The sequence below is a fragment of the Verrucomicrobiia bacterium genome (assembly GCA_035946615.1).
Lineage (GTDB): Bacteria > Verrucomicrobiota > Verrucomicrobiia > Limisphaerales > UBA8199 > DASYZB01.
The window spans coordinates 1-20472 of record DASYZB010000087.1; the positions used below are offsets into that span (position 1 = coordinate 1).

17 protein-coding genes and 2 pseudogenes are annotated in these 20472 nt (G+C 60.2%); 6 read left to right on the forward strand and 13 right to left on the reverse strand.

The genetic code is table 11. The features are described from left to right. Nucleotides 1-600 precede the first annotated feature (600 nt). The 4 genes from VG146_12720 to VG146_12735 are packed head-to-tail and all read left to right on the forward strand — an operon-like array spanning nt 601 to nt 5220. Nucleotides 601-1611, forward strand: coding sequence for an SPFH domain-containing protein (locus tag VG146_12720; GenBank protein HEV2393212.1), 1011 nt, complete (start codon nt 601-603; stop codon nt 1609-1611). Then, on the forward strand, nt 1604-2524 hold the full coding sequence (locus VG146_12725; protein HEV2393213.1) for an SPFH domain-containing protein: 921 nt from the start codon (nt 1604-1606) through the stop codon (nt 2522-2524). Before VG146_12720 ends, VG146_12725 begins: the two co-directional genes overlap by 8 nt. Nucleotides 2525-2546: 22 nt before the next feature. Continuing rightward, nucleotides 2547-3833 (forward strand): MlaD family protein, encoded by a 1287-nt coding sequence (locus VG146_12730; protein HEV2393214.1) that lies wholly within the window; start codon nt 2547-2549, stop codon nt 3831-3833. A gap of 58 nt (nt 3834-3891) precedes the next feature. Then, the gene (locus VG146_12735; GenBank protein ID HEV2393215.1) at nt 3892-5220 is read left to right on the forward strand and encodes a Gfo/Idh/MocA family oxidoreductase; all 1329 of its coding nucleotides are present in this window, start codon (nt 3892-3894) and stop codon (nt 5218-5220) included. Nucleotides 5221-5236: 16 nt separating this feature from the next. Here the strand turns inward: VG146_12735 and VG146_12740 are convergent, their stop codons facing one another. From VG146_12740 to VG146_12755, 4 genes are all read right to left on the reverse strand, one after another. After that, complete coding sequence (locus VG146_12740; protein ID HEV2393216.1) at nt 5237-6247, reverse strand: zinc-dependent alcohol dehydrogenase family protein; 1011 nt, start codon at nt 6245-6247, stop codon at nt 5237-5239. A gap of 27 nt (nt 6248-6274) precedes the next feature. Beyond that, nucleotides 6275-6439 (reverse strand): type II secretion system protein, encoded by a 165-nt coding sequence (locus VG146_12745; protein HEV2393217.1) that lies wholly within the window; start codon nt 6437-6439, stop codon nt 6275-6277. Nucleotides 6440-6697: 258 nt separating this feature from the next. Continuing rightward, the gene (locus VG146_12750; GenBank protein ID HEV2393218.1) at nt 6698-8824 is read right to left on the reverse strand and encodes a hypothetical protein; all 2127 of its coding nucleotides are present in this window, start codon (nt 8822-8824) and stop codon (nt 6698-6700) included. A 155-nt stretch (nt 8825-8979) separates the two neighbouring features. After that, nucleotides 8980-10674: a carbohydrate binding domain-containing protein gene (locus VG146_12755; GenBank protein ID HEV2393219.1), complete on the reverse strand. Its 1695-nt coding sequence runs from the start codon at nt 10672-10674 to the stop codon at nt 8980-8982. A 120-nt stretch (nt 10675-10794) separates the two neighbouring features. Between VG146_12755 and VG146_12760 the strand changes: the two are divergent. Then, a pseudogene (locus tag VG146_12760) lies at nt 10795-11277 on the forward strand (GAF domain-containing protein). Between the two features lie 355 nt (nt 11278-11632). Continuing rightward, a pseudogene (locus tag VG146_12765) lies at nt 11633-11773 on the forward strand (glutamine synthetase). A 33-nt stretch (nt 11774-11806) separates the two neighbouring features. Here VG146_12765 and VG146_12770 read toward each other — a convergent pair. The 9 genes from VG146_12770 to VG146_12810 all read right to left on the reverse strand — a co-directional run bounded on the left by VG146_12770 (nt 11807) and on the right by VG146_12810 (nt 20462). Continuing rightward, nucleotides 11807-12772: an XdhC family protein gene (locus VG146_12770; GenBank protein HEV2393220.1), complete on the reverse strand. Its 966-nt coding sequence runs from the start codon at nt 12770-12772 to the stop codon at nt 11807-11809. A 40-nt stretch (nt 12773-12812) separates the two neighbouring features. Further along, the gene (locus VG146_12775) at nt 12813-12983 is read right to left on the reverse strand and encodes a hypothetical protein (GenBank protein HEV2393221.1); all 171 of its coding nucleotides are present in this window, start codon (nt 12981-12983) and stop codon (nt 12813-12815) included. A 41-nt stretch (nt 12984-13024) separates the two neighbouring features. Beyond that, entirely contained in the window at nt 13025-13642 is a 618-nt protein-coding gene (locus VG146_12780) for a riboflavin synthase (protein ID HEV2393222.1), read from the reverse strand. Between the two features lie 89 nt (nt 13643-13731). After that, complete coding sequence (locus VG146_12785) at nt 13732-14628, reverse strand: PocR ligand-binding domain-containing protein (protein HEV2393223.1); 897 nt, start codon at nt 14626-14628, stop codon at nt 13732-13734. A 159-nt stretch (nt 14629-14787) separates the two neighbouring features. After that, on the reverse strand, nt 14788-16179 hold the full coding sequence (locus tag VG146_12790; protein ID HEV2393224.1) for a c-type cytochrome: 1392 nt from the start codon (nt 16177-16179) through the stop codon (nt 14788-14790). Between the two features lie 5 nt (nt 16180-16184). Further along, complete coding sequence (locus VG146_12795) at nt 16185-17459, reverse strand: cytochrome b N-terminal domain-containing protein (protein ID HEV2393225.1); 1275 nt, start codon at nt 17457-17459, stop codon at nt 16185-16187. Between the two features lies 1 nt (nt 17460). Further along, nucleotides 17461-17931: a ubiquinol-cytochrome c reductase iron-sulfur subunit gene (locus VG146_12800; GenBank protein ID HEV2393226.1), complete on the reverse strand. Its 471-nt coding sequence runs from the start codon at nt 17929-17931 to the stop codon at nt 17461-17463. 114 nt (nt 17932-18045) lie between these two features. After that, the gene (locus VG146_12805) at nt 18046-19992 is read right to left on the reverse strand and encodes an FAD-dependent oxidoreductase (GenBank protein HEV2393227.1); all 1947 of its coding nucleotides are present in this window, start codon (nt 19990-19992) and stop codon (nt 18046-18048) included. 5 nt (nt 19993-19997) lie between these two features. Continuing rightward, nucleotides 19998-20462, reverse strand: a complete 465-nt coding sequence (locus VG146_12810) for a hypothetical protein (protein HEV2393228.1) — start codon at nt 20460-20462, stop codon at nt 19998-20000. Nucleotides 20463-20472 lie beyond the last annotated feature (10 nt).

Below are 20472 nucleotides of genomic sequence, written 5' to 3' on the forward strand. Positions count from 1 at the left end.
AACAGACACCAACAGACACCAACAGACACCAACAGACACCAACAGACACCAACAGACACCAACAGACACCAACAGACACCAATTCGCGTATAAAAATGAACCGCCCTCACTTCCAATTCATTCACTCGAACCGCCCCTGCAGAACGCCTATGCAAAAAACGCCAATCCACCCCCGTACCCCCCCCCATCCGGCGCCACCCCCACCAATAACGCCTGCTAACACCTAATCACGGTTACTAACACCTACTCACGCCAAATCACACTTCGCACATTTTGACTCTAACTGTTACTCCAGAAAGCCCAATTCCACGCAGCCTTGCCCTGCCCTTTCCAGCTCCTTTCAAAACCATGCCGTAATTTTGTCATTCTCCCCGCTTTTGGCTCTCCAGGCCCCGCGCGCCCTCGGACGTGCCCCGCTCTTTGACATAACTACTCGGATTCCAATCGCGACTCAGGCCGCCGCCGCCTCAGCGGGGGTGCGCACTTTCCGGTTGCGCCCCCCGCTCCCCGGATCAGAGCGAAAAAGGCGTCATCAGTCGCGGGTTTTGATCTTGTGGGGCTGGGGGGCGGCTGTCATTCTGGGCGCAGAAAGCAAGGCCTATGAATATCCTGATGGGAGTCGCTATTGGATGCATCGCGTGGTTCCTGGTCCGTTATTTGGTGGCCGGCCTGTTTACGATTAACCAGAACGAGCGGGCGGTGAAGACGAGTTTCGGGCGGGCTGAGCGAGTGGGCAACGCGACGACACTCCAAGACCCGATGGCCGAGGCCTTGCTCGACGAGGAAAAGGAACGCTATAATTATCCCCAGGTGCGCGTGATTCCACCGGGCGGGCCGTATTTTAAATGGCCGTGGGAAAAGGTGTATAAGGTGTCGATTGCGACGCAGACGATCAACATGGCTTACGACCCGGAAACACCGTCGGCGAACCAGGGTGGCCAGGTGCTCGAAGCGGTGACCAAGGACCAGCTCAATACGGGGCTGACGGGCCAAATCCGCTACCGGATTTCGGAAAAGAATCTCTATGCGTACCTCTTCGGGGTGAAACGGCCCATCGTTCACGTGATGGGTTATTTCACCTCGGTCCTGCGGGAACGCATTGCGAATTTTGAAGCGCCGGCGGTGGTCACGCCTGTGCCGCAGAGCGGGGCGCCCATTCCACCGCCGGAGGTCGCCACGGCGGCCATTGGGGTTTCCATCAATGATCTGCGCAAGAATCTTCGCGATATTAACGAGCACATGGACCGCGAGTGCAAATCCTCGGAAGCCCGCTACGGGATTGCCCTGGATGCCTCGCTCATCACGGGCATCGATCCACCCGGTGAGGTCGAATCCGCACTGGCCGCCATCAATACCGCCTATAACCAGGTATCCTCCGACATCAGCCTGGCCCAGGCCGGGGCGGACCAAAAGATGGTGCAATCCAAAACGGCCGTCGAAATTGAGACCTTGAAGGCCCAGGCGGAAGTGGAGCCGCTCAAGGCGCTGGCTGCCCAATTGCGCGAACTCAAGAAGAGCGGGCCGGATGCCCTCGGCGCCTATGTCCGCAACGTGCGTTTGAAGTTGTTTAACCAGGCGCGCCGCGCCGTCCTGGAGGTGCCGCATGATTAATTTCCTTATCGCGGCGGCCGCGGCCTTTTTCGGGTTGTTTATCGTCGGACCCATCATCTCGGGCCTGTGCCGCGGGTTTGGTTTTTACACGATTGTCCCGGAGCGCCAGTGCAAGGTGTATATGCTTTTCGGCAAAGTCGCCCTGGTCCTGGACGAACCGGGGATGCACATGCTTTGGCTAAAGCTGGGCTGGAAAGCGCCGATCGTGAACTGGCTTGGGCATTGTCATGTGCTGGATATGCGCCTGGACCAGGAGTATCTCCGCAGCCAGCCGGTGAACTCGGAGGAAGGCGCCCCGATGGGCATAGGAATTTGGTATGAGATGTTCGTGAGCGACCCGGTGTCGTATCTGTTCAAGAATGCCGATCCGCGGGGGTCGCTGGCGGCCAACGTCAGCAACTCGACGGTGCGCTGCCTGAGCAACCTGAAACTGGGCAATATGCTCGAGAATCGCCACGCCATGAGCCAGACTGTCCGCGCCGAAGTCTCGCCGAAATCGCATGAGTGGGGTTATCAGCTCGGCTCGGTCTATATCCGCAAGGTGCATTTTCGGGATGCGAACATGATCAAGCAGATCGAGGAGAAGGTGGTCAACCGGCTGCGCCAGGTGACATCGGCCATCAAACAGGACGGGGCCAACCAGGTGAGCATCATCACCAGCACCGCCGAGCGCCAGGCGGCCATCGAATTTGCCAAAGCCGGCGCCATGCGCCCGCGAATTGTCGGAGCAGGTCTGCAGGAGATTGCGCGCGACCCGGATATCGCTCAGGCCATGTTTGATATTTTGGAAGCCCCGCAATTGCTGGATGGCCAAACCGACATTACCTTGGTGCCCAAAGGGAACGATCTGCTGAAACAACTCGCGGCGCTTGAACCGGCGCCCAGAGCGACAGCGCCTCCGGCGAGGATGTAATAGCGGAATTCTCAGGGGCCGCATGGCGTTACAGGATTTAACTCCCCAATTGCGCACCCGGCTGAGCCGAATGGAACGGGCGGTCGGCTGGTTCGTGATTCTGGCGATGGTGTTGCTGGGAGTTGGGTTTGCTTATTACATCTACAACACCGCCGAGCGCAAGGGCTGGTTTGTTACCAAGGCCCCTTACTTCCTTTACGTCAGCACCGCTACGGGACTTAAAGTGGGCGACCCGGTGATGTTGATGGGCTTCGACGCCGGGGCGATCACCGCCATTAAACCAATGGCCGCCGATCAATTCACTTACAACGTCTTTATCGAGTTCGAACTCAAGGCGCCCAATTACGGTTACATCTGGACCCAAGGCTCGCGGGCCAAGGTGAATGCGGCCGATCTGCTTGGCAAACGCGTGCTCGAAGTGACCAAAGGCACCAATGGCTATCCGAGCTATGTGTTTTACCCGCTGGAGGTCGTCAATGCCGGCGAGGCGCCTAACTTGCCCGATTTTGCCCATTGGGTTTTTGGCGAAGAAATCTTCGCGCCAGACGGGACAAATTACCTGGCCCGCCCCCTATGGCCGCTGACCAACCTCACGGCGGTGCTCGCGGCCGGTTACACCAATATTGTGGTCCTCAATGCCGCCCCGGGCAAGGAACGCAGCACGATCAGCGGGATGTGGAACGACCAGGAAGGCCGCTACGACCCCTTCACCAATGGGGTGAGCAAGTACTGGCTGATTTCGGACGAATCGCCGGCCGTCACCGAGCAAATCCAGCAGATGATTGGCCAGGTCCAACAGGCCCTGCCCAACATCTTGCGCCTGACCAATCAACTGGCGACTGTTCTGGGCAATAGCGCCGCCTTGACCTCAAACCTGAACGTCGTGGCCCTGGCGGCCCGGCCTGCCGTGAGCAACCTGGCTGCCGCTACGACCCACCTGGACCATCCGGGCGCCCTCGGGGAATGGCTCCTGCCCACCAACCTCAACCAGCAACTCTCGGGCACTCTCACCCAAGCCAATGCCACCCTCGCCGGCGTCAATACAAACCTGGATTCGCTGGTTGGGAACCTGAATCGGACGCTCGATAACCTGGCCGATATCACCAGCAACCTTAATAACCAGGTCGAGGCCAATACGAACCTGCTCAGCTCCATTTCCGGCACCGTCACCCATTCGGATGAATTCGTGCAGGGCCTAAAGCGTTTCTGGCTCTTCCGGCGCCTGTTCAAATCCAAACAAACCAACGTCCCCCCGGCGCCGCCACCCCAACCGGTGCTTTCGCCCAAAGAAAAAAGCGCGCAGCCGTAACGCGTTCTGGACTCCCAGTCTTAATCGCGCTACGCTGAAACGGAAAAACTGCAACTCCATGAGCAACCGCAACAGTTCTCGCTGTACCCGGCGCCAGTTCCTGACGCGCACAACGATGGCGGCCAGTGCGCTGGCGCTGCCCTATTACATTCCCGCATCCGCTCTGGGCCGTGATGGGGCGGTTGCGCCCAGCGAACGCATTGTGATGGCCGGAATAGGCATCGGCGGTCGCGGTTCCTATGATTTGAGGACCATGTTGGCTCAACCAGATGCGCATTGGGTCGCCGTCTGTGATGTCCTGAAACACCGGCGGGAAGCCGCCAAAAACGTGGTCGATAGTAAATATGGCAATACAGACTGTGCCATGTTTGGCGATATGCGCCAACTCCTGGCGGAGCGGCCCGATGTCGATGCCGTGCTGATTGCCACCGGCGACCGCTGGCATGCGCTGGCGGCCACCCTGGCGATGCGGGCCGGCAAGGATGTGTATTGTGAGAAACCAGCCTGTCTGACGATGGCGCAGGGGCAGATGGTTGTGGAAACCGCGCGGCGCTATGGCCGGGTTTATCAAACGGGCGCTCAGCGGCTCAGCGAGCCCAATCACGTGTTTGCCATCGAACTGGCCCGCTCTGGCCGATTGGGCCAGATTCATACTGCCTACGCGGATTGCCGCTGGCGCGACGGGATGCGCCACGACTGGCTCGCGGCGGAACCGGAACCGCCCAAGGATGAACTGGATTGGGACCTCTGGCTGGGTCCGTCTCCGTGGCGGCCCTACAACCCGGGCTACGTCAATGGCGGCGGGTGGTATCATTATTATGATTTCGCGACGGATGTCGCGATGTGGGGCGCGCACTCGATTGCCCAGGCCCTCGCCGGACTCGACATGTCGAACGTCTCTTTCATCGAATTTGAGTATGCCGGCCCGGATGCGACGATGATGACGCGCTTGTCTAACGGGATAAAACTGGTCCTGTTCCGAACCGCGGGCTCGGTTTGGCAACCGTGCAAATACTGGCATGGCGCTTGTGGGGAGCGGTTCGATGGTCCCGAAGGATGGGCCGCGGCGGCCGATGGTTATTCAGAACCCGATGTCTCATCGCCCGCGCTGCTGCGCGATTACAGCAATATTCTGGCGGATTACACGGCCCGGACTCAACGACCCCTGAGCCACGTGCGCGATTTCTTCGAATGCATCCGCTCGCGACAGCCTACGGTCGCCAATCCTGGGGTCATGTATCGGTCGATGAGCATCTGCCTGGCCGCCGACATCTGCGAGCAAGCACAGCGAAATCTCAAATTCGATCTGCGCAAGTCTGAGTTTCTCGACGATCCGGAAGCCAACCGCATGCGGTCCCGCGCCATGCGAGCCCCGTATATGGTCTGACGTTAGGGACCCCTCGCTACGAGGGAAGGCTGGAGATTGTCTTGTCCGGGACCAGGACGGCAGCGCCGGTTATGTTGCCCGAGCGCAGCCGGTTCAGGGCCTCGTTGGCTTGAGTCAACGGGAATATCTGCACGGTTGTGCGCACCGGCACACGCGGGGCAATGGCGAAGAACTCCTCGCCGTCGTTGCGTGTCAGATTGGCCACCGAACAAATCATGCGCTCCTGCCACAAAATCTCATACGGAAAGGCCGGTATGTCGCTCATGTGAATGCCACCGCAGACGACAATGCCGCCTTTTGTAACGGCCCGGAGAGCCTGGGGCACCAGAGCGCCGACCGGCGCGAAGAGGAGCGCGGCGTCCAGCGGGTGCGGTGGAAGGGAATCCGAGGGCCCGGCCCAGGCAGCGCCCAGCGAGCGGGCAAACTCCTGGCCTTGTGTATCACCCGCGCGCGTGAAGGCATAAACCTCGCGGCCCTGGAACCGGGCGACTTGGGCGATGATGTGCGCCGCCGCGCCAAAGCCGTAAATCCCAATGCGTTTTGCCTCGCCGGTTTTGGCCAGTGATCGGTAACCAATCAAGCCGGCGCAGAGCAAGGGAGCGGCTTCGGCATCCGAATAACCGGCGGGGACCGCAAAGCAGAAGCGCTCGTCGGCGACAGTATATTCGGCGTAACCTCCGTTCAGGGTGTAGCCGGTGAACCGGGCGTTGTCGCAGAGGTTCTCGCGTCCGGAGGCGCAGTAAGGGCATTGCCCACAGGTCCAGCCCAGCCATGGCACACCCACGCGCGCGCCCAACGGGAAACGCGCGGCCCCTGCGCCCCGCTCCGCGACGAGCCCGACGATCTCATGTCCGGGCACCAGCGGCAGTTTGGGATGGGGCAACTCGCCATCGACAACATGCAGGTCCGTCCGGCACATGCCACAGGCGCGCACCTGAATGAGGACTTCGCCCGGACCGGGTTTGGGGCGCGGCAACTCGGCAGGGATAAATGCCTGGCCGGGGGTTTCCAGGACCATCGCGCGCATGATAAAACTGAACCCCCAAATGGGCGTTCAGGGCATTGGCAGCCCGGGGCTGAGAGCCGGAAGCAACAGGCTGGCGAGCAACCCGATAATGGCGATCACCACTAACAACTCAATCAAGGTGAAAGCTATGCGCGCGCAAACCCGCTCCCCGGATCGGGTGCTCCGGTTTCTCGGCCAGCCCTGTGTAGTCATGGGCGCCTCTGCTTTCGCGTGCGATCCGCTCGGGTTTTACGTGTTTGGGTTTACTCAATTAGCTTAACGCTGTTCCATCAACCTGGCAATCTGGTTTTCGGCAACACGAGTAATGCCTCAGTGACTACGGGGCTGCCGGCTGAAGCCGGCGTTCCGGACGCGCGGAACGCCGCATTTATGCGGCAGCGGCTCCAAAGTGAGAATTGCTGTGGCAGCACTGCACACAGCAAAACCCCTGATGCGAACTCGCGAGAGCCTTCACGGGGGCTCGTTCCTGCGAAGTAGCTTGTAGCTGTAGAGATGGGAGCCGTTGCCAAAGTAGATGCGGCCATCGAGCCAGTCGCCGCCAAGACCGATGGGGACGGGGCTCGGGGCGAGCAGGTTGATGGTAAAGGTGTCTGGATCGAGGCGCGCGATGGCTTTAGTGAAAAGGATGTAGATGGCGCCCTCCGGCGCCAGAACGAAGACACGCGGGGACTGCTGGGAGGTCGTGGCTCCAAACGTGGCGCCAGTCTCTTGCTGGTGCAGCACTTTTCGCTGCTTCGAATCAAAGACGAAGAATCTCTTGCGGTCCACGAAGCCGAAGACCAGGCCCTTTGGCCCTGGGCAAAGGTCGGTGTACTCCTGAGCGCCGGGAAAGATCGCCTGGTGCCACTCGATGCGCCTGGACGCCAGGTCCAGGATGTAAAGCTCGGCCTGCCTGGCCTTTTTCTCGCCGCCGGTGCCCGGGCTGGTGGTGGTGCCGCCCAGCGCCTTCCCCTCAGGAAGCGCCGCGAGGCTGATGGTGGATTGCTCCGGCAGAAGCTGCGTGTGCTCCAGCAGCGCGCCGGAGCGCGTTTTCCGGTCCCAGATGAGGAGTCCACCGCCGGTCAGGCCGTAATCGGGGGTGCCGGCCAGCAGGAGCCTCCTGCCGTCAGGATAGGGCAGCAGGCGGTGTGGGCGGTAGATTGAAGGGGCGCACTCGGTCAGGAACAGGGGGTTGCTGCCGGGTTTGTCCTTCACGGTGGCTACCCAGGGCCGCGAGGGATTCCACTCCAGCAGGAATCCGGCGGTGTAGCCGCCGACAAAGAAGCGGTCCCCCTGCGTCGCCACCGCGTTCCACTGCCCGTAGGCGGCGCGGTTGGCCCAGCGGTCGGTCTTGGGGTCGTAGCTGAAAAAGCGCATCGGGAAGGCGGTCCCGCCGCAGATCGCGCCGTCTGGCGCTGTTGCCACCCCCATAATGTCCGCCCCTTCGCTGGTGTAATCGAAGCGAAGCTCCTTGGTCTCTTTGGTGCGCGGGTCCGCCACCACCAGCCGGCGCTCGACCAGGTCGCATGTCTGGAGCACTTTGCCGCTGGGGAACTGGCGATAGAAGAGGGCCTGGCTGCCGGCGATGATCGGCTTGGGGCGGGGCTCATAATCGCCGAGCTTGCGCGCCCGCCCATGGTCGAGTTCGAGCCAATCGTGCCGGCCCCTGGCGGCTAACCCATAGACTTTGCCGTCCAGATCGCACACGACGTAAGCGGTGCCGTGGGCGCGCTCGTTCTCGGGTACCAGGGGCGCGCCCTTGCCGGTCGTGGGGTCGAAGGCGATGATCTGGCTGGCGGTGTTCCCAACGGCGAAGTAGAGCCAGCCGGTGGCATCGGCCGCCACGCTGCGCTGGTACTGCGCCCAGTTCTGCTGATAAACGTGGCCGTAATCCTTCAACTGGCCCGTCGCGGGGTTGAAACAGACAACCCCGCTCTGAGGGTACGTGACCGACCAGATGACCCCGTTATTATCCTCGGTCATACTCATGGCCATCTGCGGGGCGGTTTTGTGAAAAAAGGTGAACCCCGGTTTGGCGGGGTCGAACTCGCAGAAGTAACTGTTGAAATGGGTGTAGTAGCGGTTATGGCTTGAGAGGATGGAGGCGTAGGGACAGTCGCCGCCTGGCGGGAAAGGCGTCGGGAACTGGCGGCTCTTGCCTGTCTGGGCGTCGATCATCAGCAGGGCATAACCGCCCCGGTGGTCGAAGAGCCAGACCAGAACCACATCGCGCCCCTGCCCGTCACGGGTGGCAACAGTGCCGCGGTGGTTGCTGACCGGCGTGGCCACACCGTGGTCGAAGAAGCCGTTCCCAAGGTCTTCGGTAACAGCCACGGCCGAGCTGGACATCAGGCAGAGCAGCGAGCCACCGATGACAAGCAACTTCCACAAGATGTAGCCCGTATATTTCACACACCGCATGGAATGCCAACACACCGGAACGCCGGCTTCAGCCGGCAGCGACCCCCGAGGACCCAAGTCTGTGGGCTGAATCCGGCGTTCCAGTCTCGTGGGTGTGAAATATCCAGCAGGGTAGCGCCTGAGAAGCCACCCTGGCCGGGCCAGCCGAATCGTCCTGGTGTTTCTCATTATATACACGGGGCCGTCGGATAGACAGGGAGGGACCCCTCTCCCCGACCCTCTCCCCTTCGGAAGAGGACAGGGAGAAACATCGGCAGATTAAAGATGTAGTTCATGCTGGGGACTCCTCAGTAAACTCTCAGGAGGTTAACCTGCACCAAAGCGCGCGCGCTTCATTTGGGTAGATTGGCTCTTTCTCCCCATGCTTTCCTGGCCCAAGGCTGCATGGCGGCGTATTTGTCTTCCCAGGTGGTGTACATGGCGCCGACAATTCCGGGGATGTCCTTTGTGTTCGCCAGCCACTGGGCGATGCCCGAGCCGTCCTCGTCGGAGTCGTAATAGCCGGACAGGATTTGGCGCAAGCCCAGGTCTGCGAAGAACCGGCAGTTCTTGCCCTTAAGCCCACCATGCCAATTGACGATGCCGACATCTTTATCGAGGCCCTTCCATGACGCCGCCAGGCTTCCGTTGACGGCATAATAGTGGTCCACCGCGTTGTGCATCGGGTCGAACATATCACTCCAGACCCAGATTTCTGCATCCGGGCGGAGTTTGCGGATAATGCCGGCGGCCTGGTGGACGTTCCAGGCCAGCAATTCGCCTGGGGTCATGTGCTTGGCCTGGCAGGCCGCGCACCAATTCATGACGCGTAGTTCGTCATGTGACATCAAGAAGGCCGCTGGGTGCAGCAGGGCGTCGGCCTGCTTTACCTCGTCCTCCCAATCGGCGAATATCTTCGGCTCACTCAGACAACTGTTGATCCGGTCTTCATAGACGATGAGAGGATGATAATAGCTGACGCGCAGGCGGGTGCCTTCGTGGATGCGGGAGGAAGGGGTGAGCTTGATGAGCGGGGCTTGGTGAAAGGCGACCCAGGGATGGAGCTGTGGGTCCACGATGCGCTGGTAATCGCGCCCTTCTTCATAAGAGGCGCCATCCTCACCGCGCACGGTGACCGGGCATCCGGGCCGGCGCAGCACGTTGACCAGGCCGATTTCCTCGATAAGCAAATCGTCCCACCACATTCGACCGCTCTTGCCCGACCAGGTGCCCAGATAGACCCGGCCATTGGTGTGATCGAGACTGTTGAATACCAGGTCATAATGCTTCCAGTCCTGTGTCGCATCCACATGGAAACTCTGAAAACTAATTGACCGTGAGGCCTCGGTATCGAGCACCTTCACCTCGGCATCGGCGGGAGAGAGATTCTCCGTCTTGAGCCAAAACGAAAGATGATACTGCCGGAAGGGCTGGAGGCTGATCGCTTGGGCGAGGCGGCAATGTTGGTATCGGTTCCTGCTGATGTCCTGCATCCGGAGCGACGTCTTGCCGCTATGGACGACATCGTGATCGGCGAAGGTCGTCAGGCCCTCGTCGTCCTGCATGCCCCAGCCCGAGAAATGATTCCCATTCGCCGTCTCGAAATCCCCATTGGCCACGCGCGCTGTGGTGTCAGGTTCGAGCGCCGCCCGCCCATCATGCGCCACGAAGACGGCGTCTTTGACCGGCACCCCCTCGACGTAATTGTGGTCGTGCGCGCCGCCCATCACGATGGCGACCAGGTCCAGGCCATTTTCCTTCGCCGCCTGCTTAAATTCCGCCGCTTTCCCCGGGGCTACGTTCCACGAGAAGGCCACGCCGTTGTAGCCGCCGGCTTTGGCTTGCGGGAACCGGGCGATCACCCGCTCGACCTCTTTTGGGTCATCCATGTTGCGCCAGACGAAGAGCCAGCGCTTTTGCAGCCTCTGTTCAGGGGCCGCATTCGCGGAATCCCCCGTGGCGGACCACACGGCTCCGATCAGGGCGAAAAGGGTGAAAACAGCCGGGGTGAGGTGAAGTTTGGCGAGTTGCTTTAGGGCGGGTTGCATAACGCTCCAAGCTAATGCTGCCGTGCCAATGGAGGCGAGAGAGAAAATCGCGCCTGAAACCGAAAGGCGTTGCGTTCGATGCGCGAAACGATATGATGCGGCCCAGGAAACAAACGACCCATGAGCCAACCGACTCTTCAGAACGAAAAGAAGCGACTGACGGTGCTCTGGCAATACGAGGTGCTGGACACCGTTCCCGAGGAACTCTTCGATGATCTAACGGAACTGGCGGCCCGCATTTGCGAGGCGCCCATCGCCCTGATCTCGCTGGTCGATGAAAAACGGCAGTGGTTTAAATCGAAGGTCGGAACCACTGTAACCGAAACCTCGCGAGACGTTTCCTTCTGCGCCCACGCCATCCAGCAATCGGGTCTGTTTATCGTGCCGGATGCCAGCAAGGACCCCCGGTTCGCCCGCAACCCGTTGGTCACCTCAGACCCGAAAATCCGCTTTTATGCCGGCGCCCCATTGGTGACGCCAGACGGCTATGCGTTGGGGACCCTTTGCGTTATCGATACGGTTCCGCGCCAATTGCGGCCCGACCAGCAAGAGGGCCTGCGCATCCTTGCCCGGCACGTCGTTTCGCAGCTCGAATTGCGGCGGCGTTCACGCGAATTAGCCGACGTCCGGCAGGCAAACGCCAAATCGCAAAGCAAACTCGAGCAATTGCGCGCAGAATTAGCCGCCGCGCGCCTGGAATTGGCGAAGAGGAAATCCGGGAAATCTCCGCGCGCCAACGGGAAGGTGAGGCGTTCACTCAAGGCGCGCCGTCTCTAAGGCGTGGTGGGTCTAACAACTTTTTCCTTTCCCACAAGAACCCTGTTCGGTTCGGGTGCTCTGGAGGAGTTATCCGCCCGCCTCACCGGATTTGGTATTGGGCGGCCACTGGTGGTCACGGACGCCGGCTTGCTTGCTTCGGATGCTCACAGGTCCTTGGCAAAGGCTTTGGGCGAAGGAAACATTACGGGACGCAGCCGATTTGATGAGCGGTTCAAAACTCGCCCGCCCTGCATTCGGAGATGGGGTGGTGGATTTCTATGTCCATCACGCGCGGCTTGAGCTTGAGGCATTCAATAACGCCGTAACGGATTGGGAGAGATTCGCTATTTCGAGCGAATCTGAGTGGGCGTGGTTATTGGGGCGCCAGCTCGGCCCGTTTATCGATGAACTGCGCCATAATGCTCACCGCAATCTCCATGACGCTTTTCGAGCGAATCTTGATTCCCACGGGACAGGCCAGGCGCTCGAGTTGCTCCGGGCTGGCGATGTGTTCCTCGATGAAATGTTCGCGAATGGTTCTGGCTTTTCGGGCGCTTCCGATCATGCCTACAAAGAGGAACGGCTGATGAATCCAATCACGCAAGACCAGGGCATCATGGCGATGGCCTCGAGTGACTATCAACGCGAACGTGGGCACCGGCGGCAATGGGACCTTCAGCAACTTCTCCCAGACATCGGTTTGCAGCGCGACTGCAGGTGGAAAAAATTGGCGGCTGGCCAGGGCCGGACGGTCATCGAAGACGGTCACAGCAAAATCCAATTGCAAGGCGAGAGGGGCTACGGCTTGAGCGATATGGCCTGCGCCCGCTATCCATAGAGCGCCGGGTGGGGCGATGATTTCGCGGTAAAATGACTCCGCGATAGCTGTCGAACTCATGGTTTGACCAGAACGGCTGCGCGAGACCTCCGCCGGCAGCAATTGAATCGAAAAGTCATTGCGCACGCCCCATGCCAGAGGAGTGCGCCGTTGCGCCAGGTCGCGCCAAAAGGATTCACCGGCCCTTTGGGCATTGGGTAGAATCACTCCTTGCACTTTCCCGCCGCAGATCAAGCCGTCATCCCAACCGAAATCGTGGTCGAGCAGGAGGTCGAAAGTCGAGGGCCGGTCTGTGCGCAGGGCTTTGATTGCGCGGTGCTGGATTTCGGCTTCGAGACAGCCGCCGCCCAGGGTGCCGGTGATACGGCCATCGGCATAAAAGAGCGCTTTGGCTCCCACCTTTTGCGGGCTCGACCCCTTCACCCCGCAAATGATGCCCAGAGTGACTGGCTCCGCGACGCGGGCCGCCTCTGCGAGGGCCTCAAAAACGGGATTGTTCATAAGTGAGCCGGCCAAGCCGAAGCGGCGGGTCAGCAATGCCTTACCGGGTGCTGATGAGGTAAAGGATACAGGCCAGGATGGCCGATGCAAACAGTCCGGCCACAATTGCCCACTGCAGAATCAGTCTTCGCTTGCGTCGCAGGTTCCTGCCGCCCATCCCAGGCAGCAGATAAAACCGCTCTTTTTCTTTCGGCTTACCAAACAAGGCCATAAACCTGAGGATCGGCAAAGTGAGCTACCCGGGTGCGGCAGTCAAGCTGAAGAACTTTGGCGCGCGGACACGAATCGTTCGACGTACTTGCCAATGAGGTCTGCTTCGAGGTTGACCGCATCGCCCACCTTGCGTTCGCGCAGCGCGGTGACCTCGTAGGTATGCGGAATGATCCAAATCCGGAAGCCCTTGTCGAGGATGCCTGCCACGGTAAGGCTGATGCCATCAACGGCAATCGAGCCTTTGGGGACGACATAGCGCATTACCTCAGGCGGCGCCGCGATGTCCAGCACGTGGTCCTGCCCAGCCCGTTCCCAGCGCGTTATTGTTCCCACTCCGTCGATGTGGCCGGTGACAAAGTGGCCGCCCAGATTGCCATCTGCGCGCAGGGGCCGTTCGAGGTTGACCAGGGCCCCCGGCTTGGCGAACTGCAGGTTGGTGCGTTTCCAGGTTTCCTGAAGCAGATCAAACCGGGCCAGCTTTTGCGCGGCGCGGGAAGCGACTTTCACGGCGGTCAGGCAGCAGCCGTTGATGGCCAGGCTGCCCCCGAGCTTTAACCCGCGCCCGCATACGCGAGTTCGCACCGTCAGCTCGATGGATTTTTCACCTGGCTTGATGCGTTCGATCTTGCCGGTTTCTTCCACAATGCCTGTAAACATGAGCGCGGAGTACGCGGATTACTGCCCGAAAGAAAGGAAAAACTTGACCTGGGTTACGGACTTTACCGTGCCCTATCGAGCAGGAAGTTTCACGCCGAGGCAGTGGGACCGCTGCGGAGGCTGGAGCGAAACTCGCTTGGGGCCATGCCGACATGCTGTTTGAAAACGCTATTGAACCGCGGGATGGAGCCGAAACCGGCCGCAAACACCACCTCGGAAATCCGCCGGGAAGGGTCCACCAGCAGTGTCTTGGCCTTTTCAACCCGCACCCGGGCGATGTATTCGGTGAGAGTCAGCCCGGTGACTTTCTTGAAGAGCTTGCAAAAATAGAAACGGCTGACATGAACGTGATCGACTACCTGGGCCAACGTAATTGGCTCCTCGACATGGGCCTGCACGAACTCCTTGGCGTTCGTCACCGCATCCGGTTCACATTCCGATGAGGCAATCGCCTGTTTGCTGGCGAAGTCAGAGAGATATTGCGAGAAGACTTCCAATAATTGGAGGACGGCTTGAAATCGGTCGGCTGGGAGGACTGGAGTTTCAAAGTAGGACTTGCGCACCTTTTGAACCCATTCTGTGTCGGGCCCATCGCCCAGCATCTTGAGCACCAGCAGAAAGTCCCGCTCGGTCGGTTCGCGCCGGAACACCTGGCCCCCGAGAAGTGTGGCGACGTGCCTTTTGCCGACCAGAACCGGCGCAGCGACAACCGTCAGCCCGGCGTAGCAATGGATCTGCACCGGAGTCAGTTTGCGCGCGACCCGTTGCTGAACCCCGCGTTCGTTCTCGTTGCAGGCGGCGCACCCTGCGGAGGTCGAGCCCGCCAGCGAGCAGAAGCGGTTGCCCATCGCGGCAAAACGATGCAGTTGAGCATCGCCGTCCGGCGGGGCCACCATGAGCGAGACGCCCGTGGCTTTGCGAAAAGCCGCCTCGAAATATTGAATCACGGGCAGCTTCGCCAGGTCCTCGAAGTCCAGAGGCTTCATTAATGCCTAACATTCCTCTAATAAGAGAGTTGTGACAAGGAACATTTCACGAAGCTGCGCAGCCATGTCCAAAGCGGCGGGAGCGTTGCGCTTGCCGCCGCATTTCCAAGTACGCGCCTTCACGCTGGCTGGCGAGGAGAAGGCGCGCAATCCGTTGTTCTAGAAATCGAGCTTTTCGCCTTTGGGTGTGAGGCTGTTGAGAAAGGCGACCAAGTCATTGAGTTCGCCTTCAGCAATCTTTCCCCGCCAGGGCGGCATGTAGAGCGGGGGCGCCGGCTTGTTGGGGTCCAGGGCGGGGATTTCGCGCTGGCCGTCCAGGATGCGCTTTTTCAATTCGTCCTTGGTATAACCTTCGGAGACGAACTTCAGGCCGGGGACTTGTTGAGCCGTCTTGGCGTTTGGATTGGGAACGCCGCCCTGACCGTTCTGGCCATGACAGCCGGCGCAGCCGTATTTTTTAAAGACGGCTTTGCCGCGGTCCAGAGGCGTCATCAAAGCGGGAATATTCAGGAATCCAATGACATTCGTGTCGCTGATAGAGAGGAGGAACTCGGTTAATGCCCGGGTTTCCTGGTCAGTGAAATTGAATTGAGGCATCAGCGAGCCCGGAGAAAGGGCGGTGGGGCTTTTGAAATGGGCGATAATCCATTGCGCATCGCGACGCTGGCCGACCTTATCGAGGGCCGGCCCGACAACGCCGCCTTTGCCGCCAAGACTATGGCAGCCCAGGCAGCCCTTTTCGGCAAAGAGGCGGCGTCCGGCCTGCGGCCCGGGGATGGTCTTCATGGAGACATAATAGGCGCTCAAGGGTTCGTCGGTGAAGCTCAGGACGTAAAGGGTCAGCGCCTCCAGCTCGGCATCACTGGCCTGAATGGGGGGCATGGCGGAGCCGGGAGTAACCGCCGCCGGGTCTTTGAAATGTTTCATCAACCACTCAGGGCTGCGGCTGGCTCCCACTTTGTCCAACTCGGGGCCAATGACGCCGCCGGCGCCCTGGAGTTTATGGCAGCCGATACAGCCGGAGCGCTCGAAGACCTCGCGGCCCTGGGCGAGTTTGGGGGCATCGGGCACATCGGTGGGCAGATGGCATTTACCGCAAGCCGATTGGATGTATTTCATCGCGAGCATTGGTCGGTCCCAATGTTCGACTTCTCCATGAGCGGCGTCGCGGGTGGTGGCGCGGCCCTGGCCCTGGTGACAGATGGTGCAGCCGAATTTGTTGAAGGGGTGGCGGTCGTGGTTGGGATGATAAGCCAAGGGCTCGGGCATGCCGGCGTAGCTTGGGTCCTCGACGGCGACATGGCAACTGGTGCAGCGGTCCACCCGTTCGGGATCGTTTAACAAAATCTGGCGCACCTCGATGGGGAGCCGGGTGGCCTCGGAGCGTTGCTCTGGCGTGGTGGCGCGCGCCAGCTCCTGCTTATTGTACTTGGCCTGCCATTCTTTCCATTCGCGGAACTGATCTTTATAGAATGCGACAATGACCAGGCTGCCGATAATCAAGCCCAGCAGGGTGAACCAAGGGTAAAGCTTGCGGAGGGAAGAGTCCATTTGGGCTAGTGAGAAGTTTCCTCGATATGGAGCGGTTTCCAGGGCAACTGGAAAGACCAGTTAGGCCCCCGAAAGGCGGTTCCGATGACCGTCAAAATGACGGCCACGCTGAGGCAAAGGCTGAAGAGGGTCAGAGCCACTTTGCGCTCGCCCGAAAACCAGACGCCCACGCCCCGGCGCTTGCGGTCGATGTATGGCAAGACAACCAGCGCGGTAACCACCAACCCGGGTACGACGACTCCTCCCCAAAAGGCGGAGTAAGCCACCAATTCCTGGAGGCCCAGGAAGTACCATGGGGCCTTGGCCGGATTGGGCGGATGGACCGGGTTGGCGATTTGTTCGAGAGGCGCGTTCCAGCAAATTGCCAGAAGCAAGACCACGGCGATGGTGATCATCAACAATAGAATCTCACGGAAGATAAGGTTCGGCCAGGTGAACACTTCGTCCTCGGGCAGGATTCCCACGGCCGGGGTTGTCCCACGGGCCAGTTCCATCAACCCGTAGGTTTTGGCGGAAGGCAATTGGGCGGCAGCAAATTCCTCCTGTGTAATTTGCGGCTCGGCTGGATGCGCCAGGCCGCCGTCTTTGCGCACGCGCCACAGATGGACAGCCACCAGGCCCAGCGCGACCAGAGGCAAAACGATCACGTGCAGGACATAAAAGCGGATGAGGGCTGACTCGCCCACGATGTGGCCGCCCAGGAAAAGGAATTTAAGTTTTTGGCCAACGAGCGGGGCGTAACCGGCGATGCTGGTACCCACGGTGATGGCCCAATAGGCAAGCTGGTCCCAAGGCAGCAGGTAACCGGTAAAGGACAACGCGAGGGTCAGCAGGAATAAGCTGACACCGATGACCCAGTTGAACTCACGCGGTGGTTTGTAGGCTGCGGTATAAAATGCGCGGCACATGTGAAGCACAACAAACAGGACCATCAGATGGGCCGCCCAGCGGTGCATGTTGCGCAGGACCTGGCCGGCGGTGACCACAAACTCCAGGTCCTTCATGTTTTGATAGGCGTAGTCCGTGGCCGGCACGTAATAAAACATCAGCAGCACCCCGGTCGCGATCAGGATGAGGAACAGGTACAGGGTGATCAGACCCAGGCCCAAGGTTGTGCGGAATTGCAATGTGCGCCGGTTAACCTTGGCGGGCTGCATATGGAGCAAAAAGCTGGATATGGCGGCCTGCGCGCGTTCGAGGTTGCTCTCGGGCAGGCCAACGCGGAAGACCGAGCGGCCAACCCGGGTCAGGCGAAAGGTGTTCCAAAGATTCTTGAGCACGTTACACCACCAGGTACTTGTCAGCCTTGACCGGTTGAGAGGTATCGATAACCAGGTAGCCATCCCGGCTCAGAGAAAGTTGGAACCAGGCCAAGGAGGCGGGAGCAGGGCCGCTGATGACCGCGCCGCTTTGGTCGAAGACGCTGCCATGGCAGGGGCAATGGAACCCGTTGCCAGCGAGGTTAACCGTGCAACCCAGGTGCGTGCAGACCGCCGAAGCGACCCGGAAACTGTTGCCTTTGCGGAACAGGAACACGCGCAGATTGGGCATAAAGGTCGGTCCCTCGGGATAATCGTCCGGCTTTAGGGCCTTGAAGCGGCGGCTGGGTTCGTACAGGACATTGGGGACCAGAAATCGGCCAGCGGCGGCCAGGGAAGCCCCGGCCGCAAATAGGGCCGAACACCAGCCGAGCGACAGGCTCAGAAAGGCGCGGCGTTGAAGTTTCTCGTTAGGCGTTTGAATCATAAACATGGGGCCGTGGCATAGACTGCCGGGAGGCACCCCTCTCCCCTTCGGAAGGGGGAAGGGAGAAGCAAGGCAGATTCAAGATGTAGTTCATGTTAGAGACTCTTCAGTAAACGGAAACTAGGCGGCCACCCACTCGACCTTTTCCATGGTGATCGCGCCGGTGGGACAGCGCAGGGCGCAAAGACCGCACCGGATGCAGCGCGTTTCGTCTTTGATGATTCCCCCCTGCTGGCCTGGTTGCGGGAGGTGACCGTATCGGGCCAGGATTGCAGATTGGAGTTTTTCATCGGCGCGAATGGAGGCGACATCAACCAGGCGCAAACAACTTTCCGGGCAGATATCGGCGCAGCCGCCGCAGAGAATGCATTTGTCGCCGTTAAAAACCGGGCTAACGTGACACTTCAAACAACGCAATGCCTGGGCGGAGGCATTCGTTTGAGGGTAAACCTGCTCGACTTCGGCAATGCCAATGCGGCGGTCCAGAGGCAGAGTCGGCGGAGTGCGGCGGACGATTTTTTCGTATCCGACGGCCATCCGGTAGGTCTGGGTTGGAAAGGATGTGACACGCGCTTTGCGGGGGGGTTCGGGGGCCCTTCCGGTGAGGAATTTGGCAATCGAGCGGGCGGCGCGCTGGCCTTCGGCGACTGCAGAGATAATGATACGCGGACCAAAAGCCAGGTCGCCGCCGGCAAAGATGTCGGGACGGGAGGTGGCCAGAGACTGGGGGTCGGTTTGGACCAGGCCCCGGGCCGACACCTTGAGGTTGTCTTCGGGACGAACCCAGGAGAGGTCGGGGGCTTGGCCGATGGCCAGGACCACCGTATCGCACGGGACGGTCTCCTCGCTCCCCTCGATGAATTGCGGGTTGAATCGCCGGTTTTCATCAAACACACGGCTGCAGCGAACCAACTCGATGCCAGTGACCTTGCCCTCCTGGCCCACGATGCGTTTGGGACCGTAGCGCGTGTGCAGGCGGATGCCTTCTCTCTCGGCTTCTTCAATCTCCTCGCGCGCAGCGGGAATCTCGTTGAGGTTCTCGAGACAAAACATGTGGACTTCGGGCACGCCCTTGCGAATGGCCTCGCGGGCGACATCCAATGCCAGGCGCACCTCGTCTGGCGCTTCGGGTTCGCGGGCCGTTAATTGTTCGAGCGCGGCGGCGGCGTGGTGGAGCGCGGCGCGCAGTTCGGCCTCGCTCATGCCGGCCAACTGTTCGGCCTGGCGAACCACCGAGCGTGCCACATCGAAGGCGACATTGCCGCCGCCAATGACCACCACCTTGCGCCCCAGTGACACGCGGAAACCCAAGTTGATGTTGAGCAGAAACTCGATCGCCCGGAGCACCCCGTCCAATTGCACGCCTTCGATGGCCATTTCGCGGCTCTTATGGGCGCCGATTCCCAGAAACACAGCCTCGTAACCCTGTCCCTTGAGGTCGGAGAGGCTAAAGTCGCGGCCCAGGCGGCGGTTATTGCGAATCTCGACACCCAGGGATTGGATGGCCTCGATTTCGGCCTGGATAATCTCGCGCGGCAGGCGGTATTCGGGAACTCCCAGCACCAGCATGCCCCCGGAGACATCCTGGGCCTCGAAAACCGTCGGGCAAAATCCCATCAGCGCCAACTCATGCGCGCAGGACAACCCGGCCGGCCCCGCCCCGATGACCGCGACCTTGCGCCCTGCGCCCAGGCGCTCGCGGTCCTTCTGCTTCAATTGCGGATAGACCCGGCCCAGATCGAAATCGGACGACTCGACCCCGAATTTTTCACAAATAAACCTTTTGAGGGCGCGGATGGAAACGGCGGCATCCAAGGCTCCGCGCCGGCACTTGGCTTCGCAGGGTGCGGCGCAAACCCGCCCGCAGATCGAGGCGAACGGGTTGGGCGCCCGGGCTATCAGGTAAGCATCCTCGTAGCGTCCTTCGGCAATGGCCTGCACGTAGCCGCCGGAGTCCGTCCGGACCGGACAACCTTCGCGGCAGAGCACCTGCCGCGCGAAGTAGCTCACGTCCGGCAGTTCGACGGCATAACTGGCTTGCATGGCGCCAAAAAGATGATCCGCCAAATGCCTTACTTATCGTATTTGTCGTGAAGTTCCTTGAACTTGGTCTCCGCGGCCGCCTTTTCCTCCGGCGTCGCCTTGGCCAGCTTCTCATCGACCATGGCCTTTTTGCGGAGGCTGGAGTCATAGACCAGGAACTCGTAAATCTTTTTGCCTTCTCCGGCGCTGATGCCGCTGCCCGGTTTGTGCATCATCCGTTTGATGTAGCGCGACCATTCATCAGGCAGCGCGTAATCCGAGTTGATGGGGCGGCTCAATTTATGGCACTGCGAGCATTTCTGCGAAAACACCTGATAATTGTCCTGAATCGCATCGGGATATTTGGAGACATCAACGGTCGCGGGACCTTTTTCGAACCGCTCGATGCGCGCCTTGGTTTGAGCATCCAACGGTTCGTCTGCGCGCGCGGCGAACGTGGTGAGGGCAGCGACAGCGCCCATGAGCAATGAAGTAAGTACAACTTTTGTTTTCATAGTATAGATT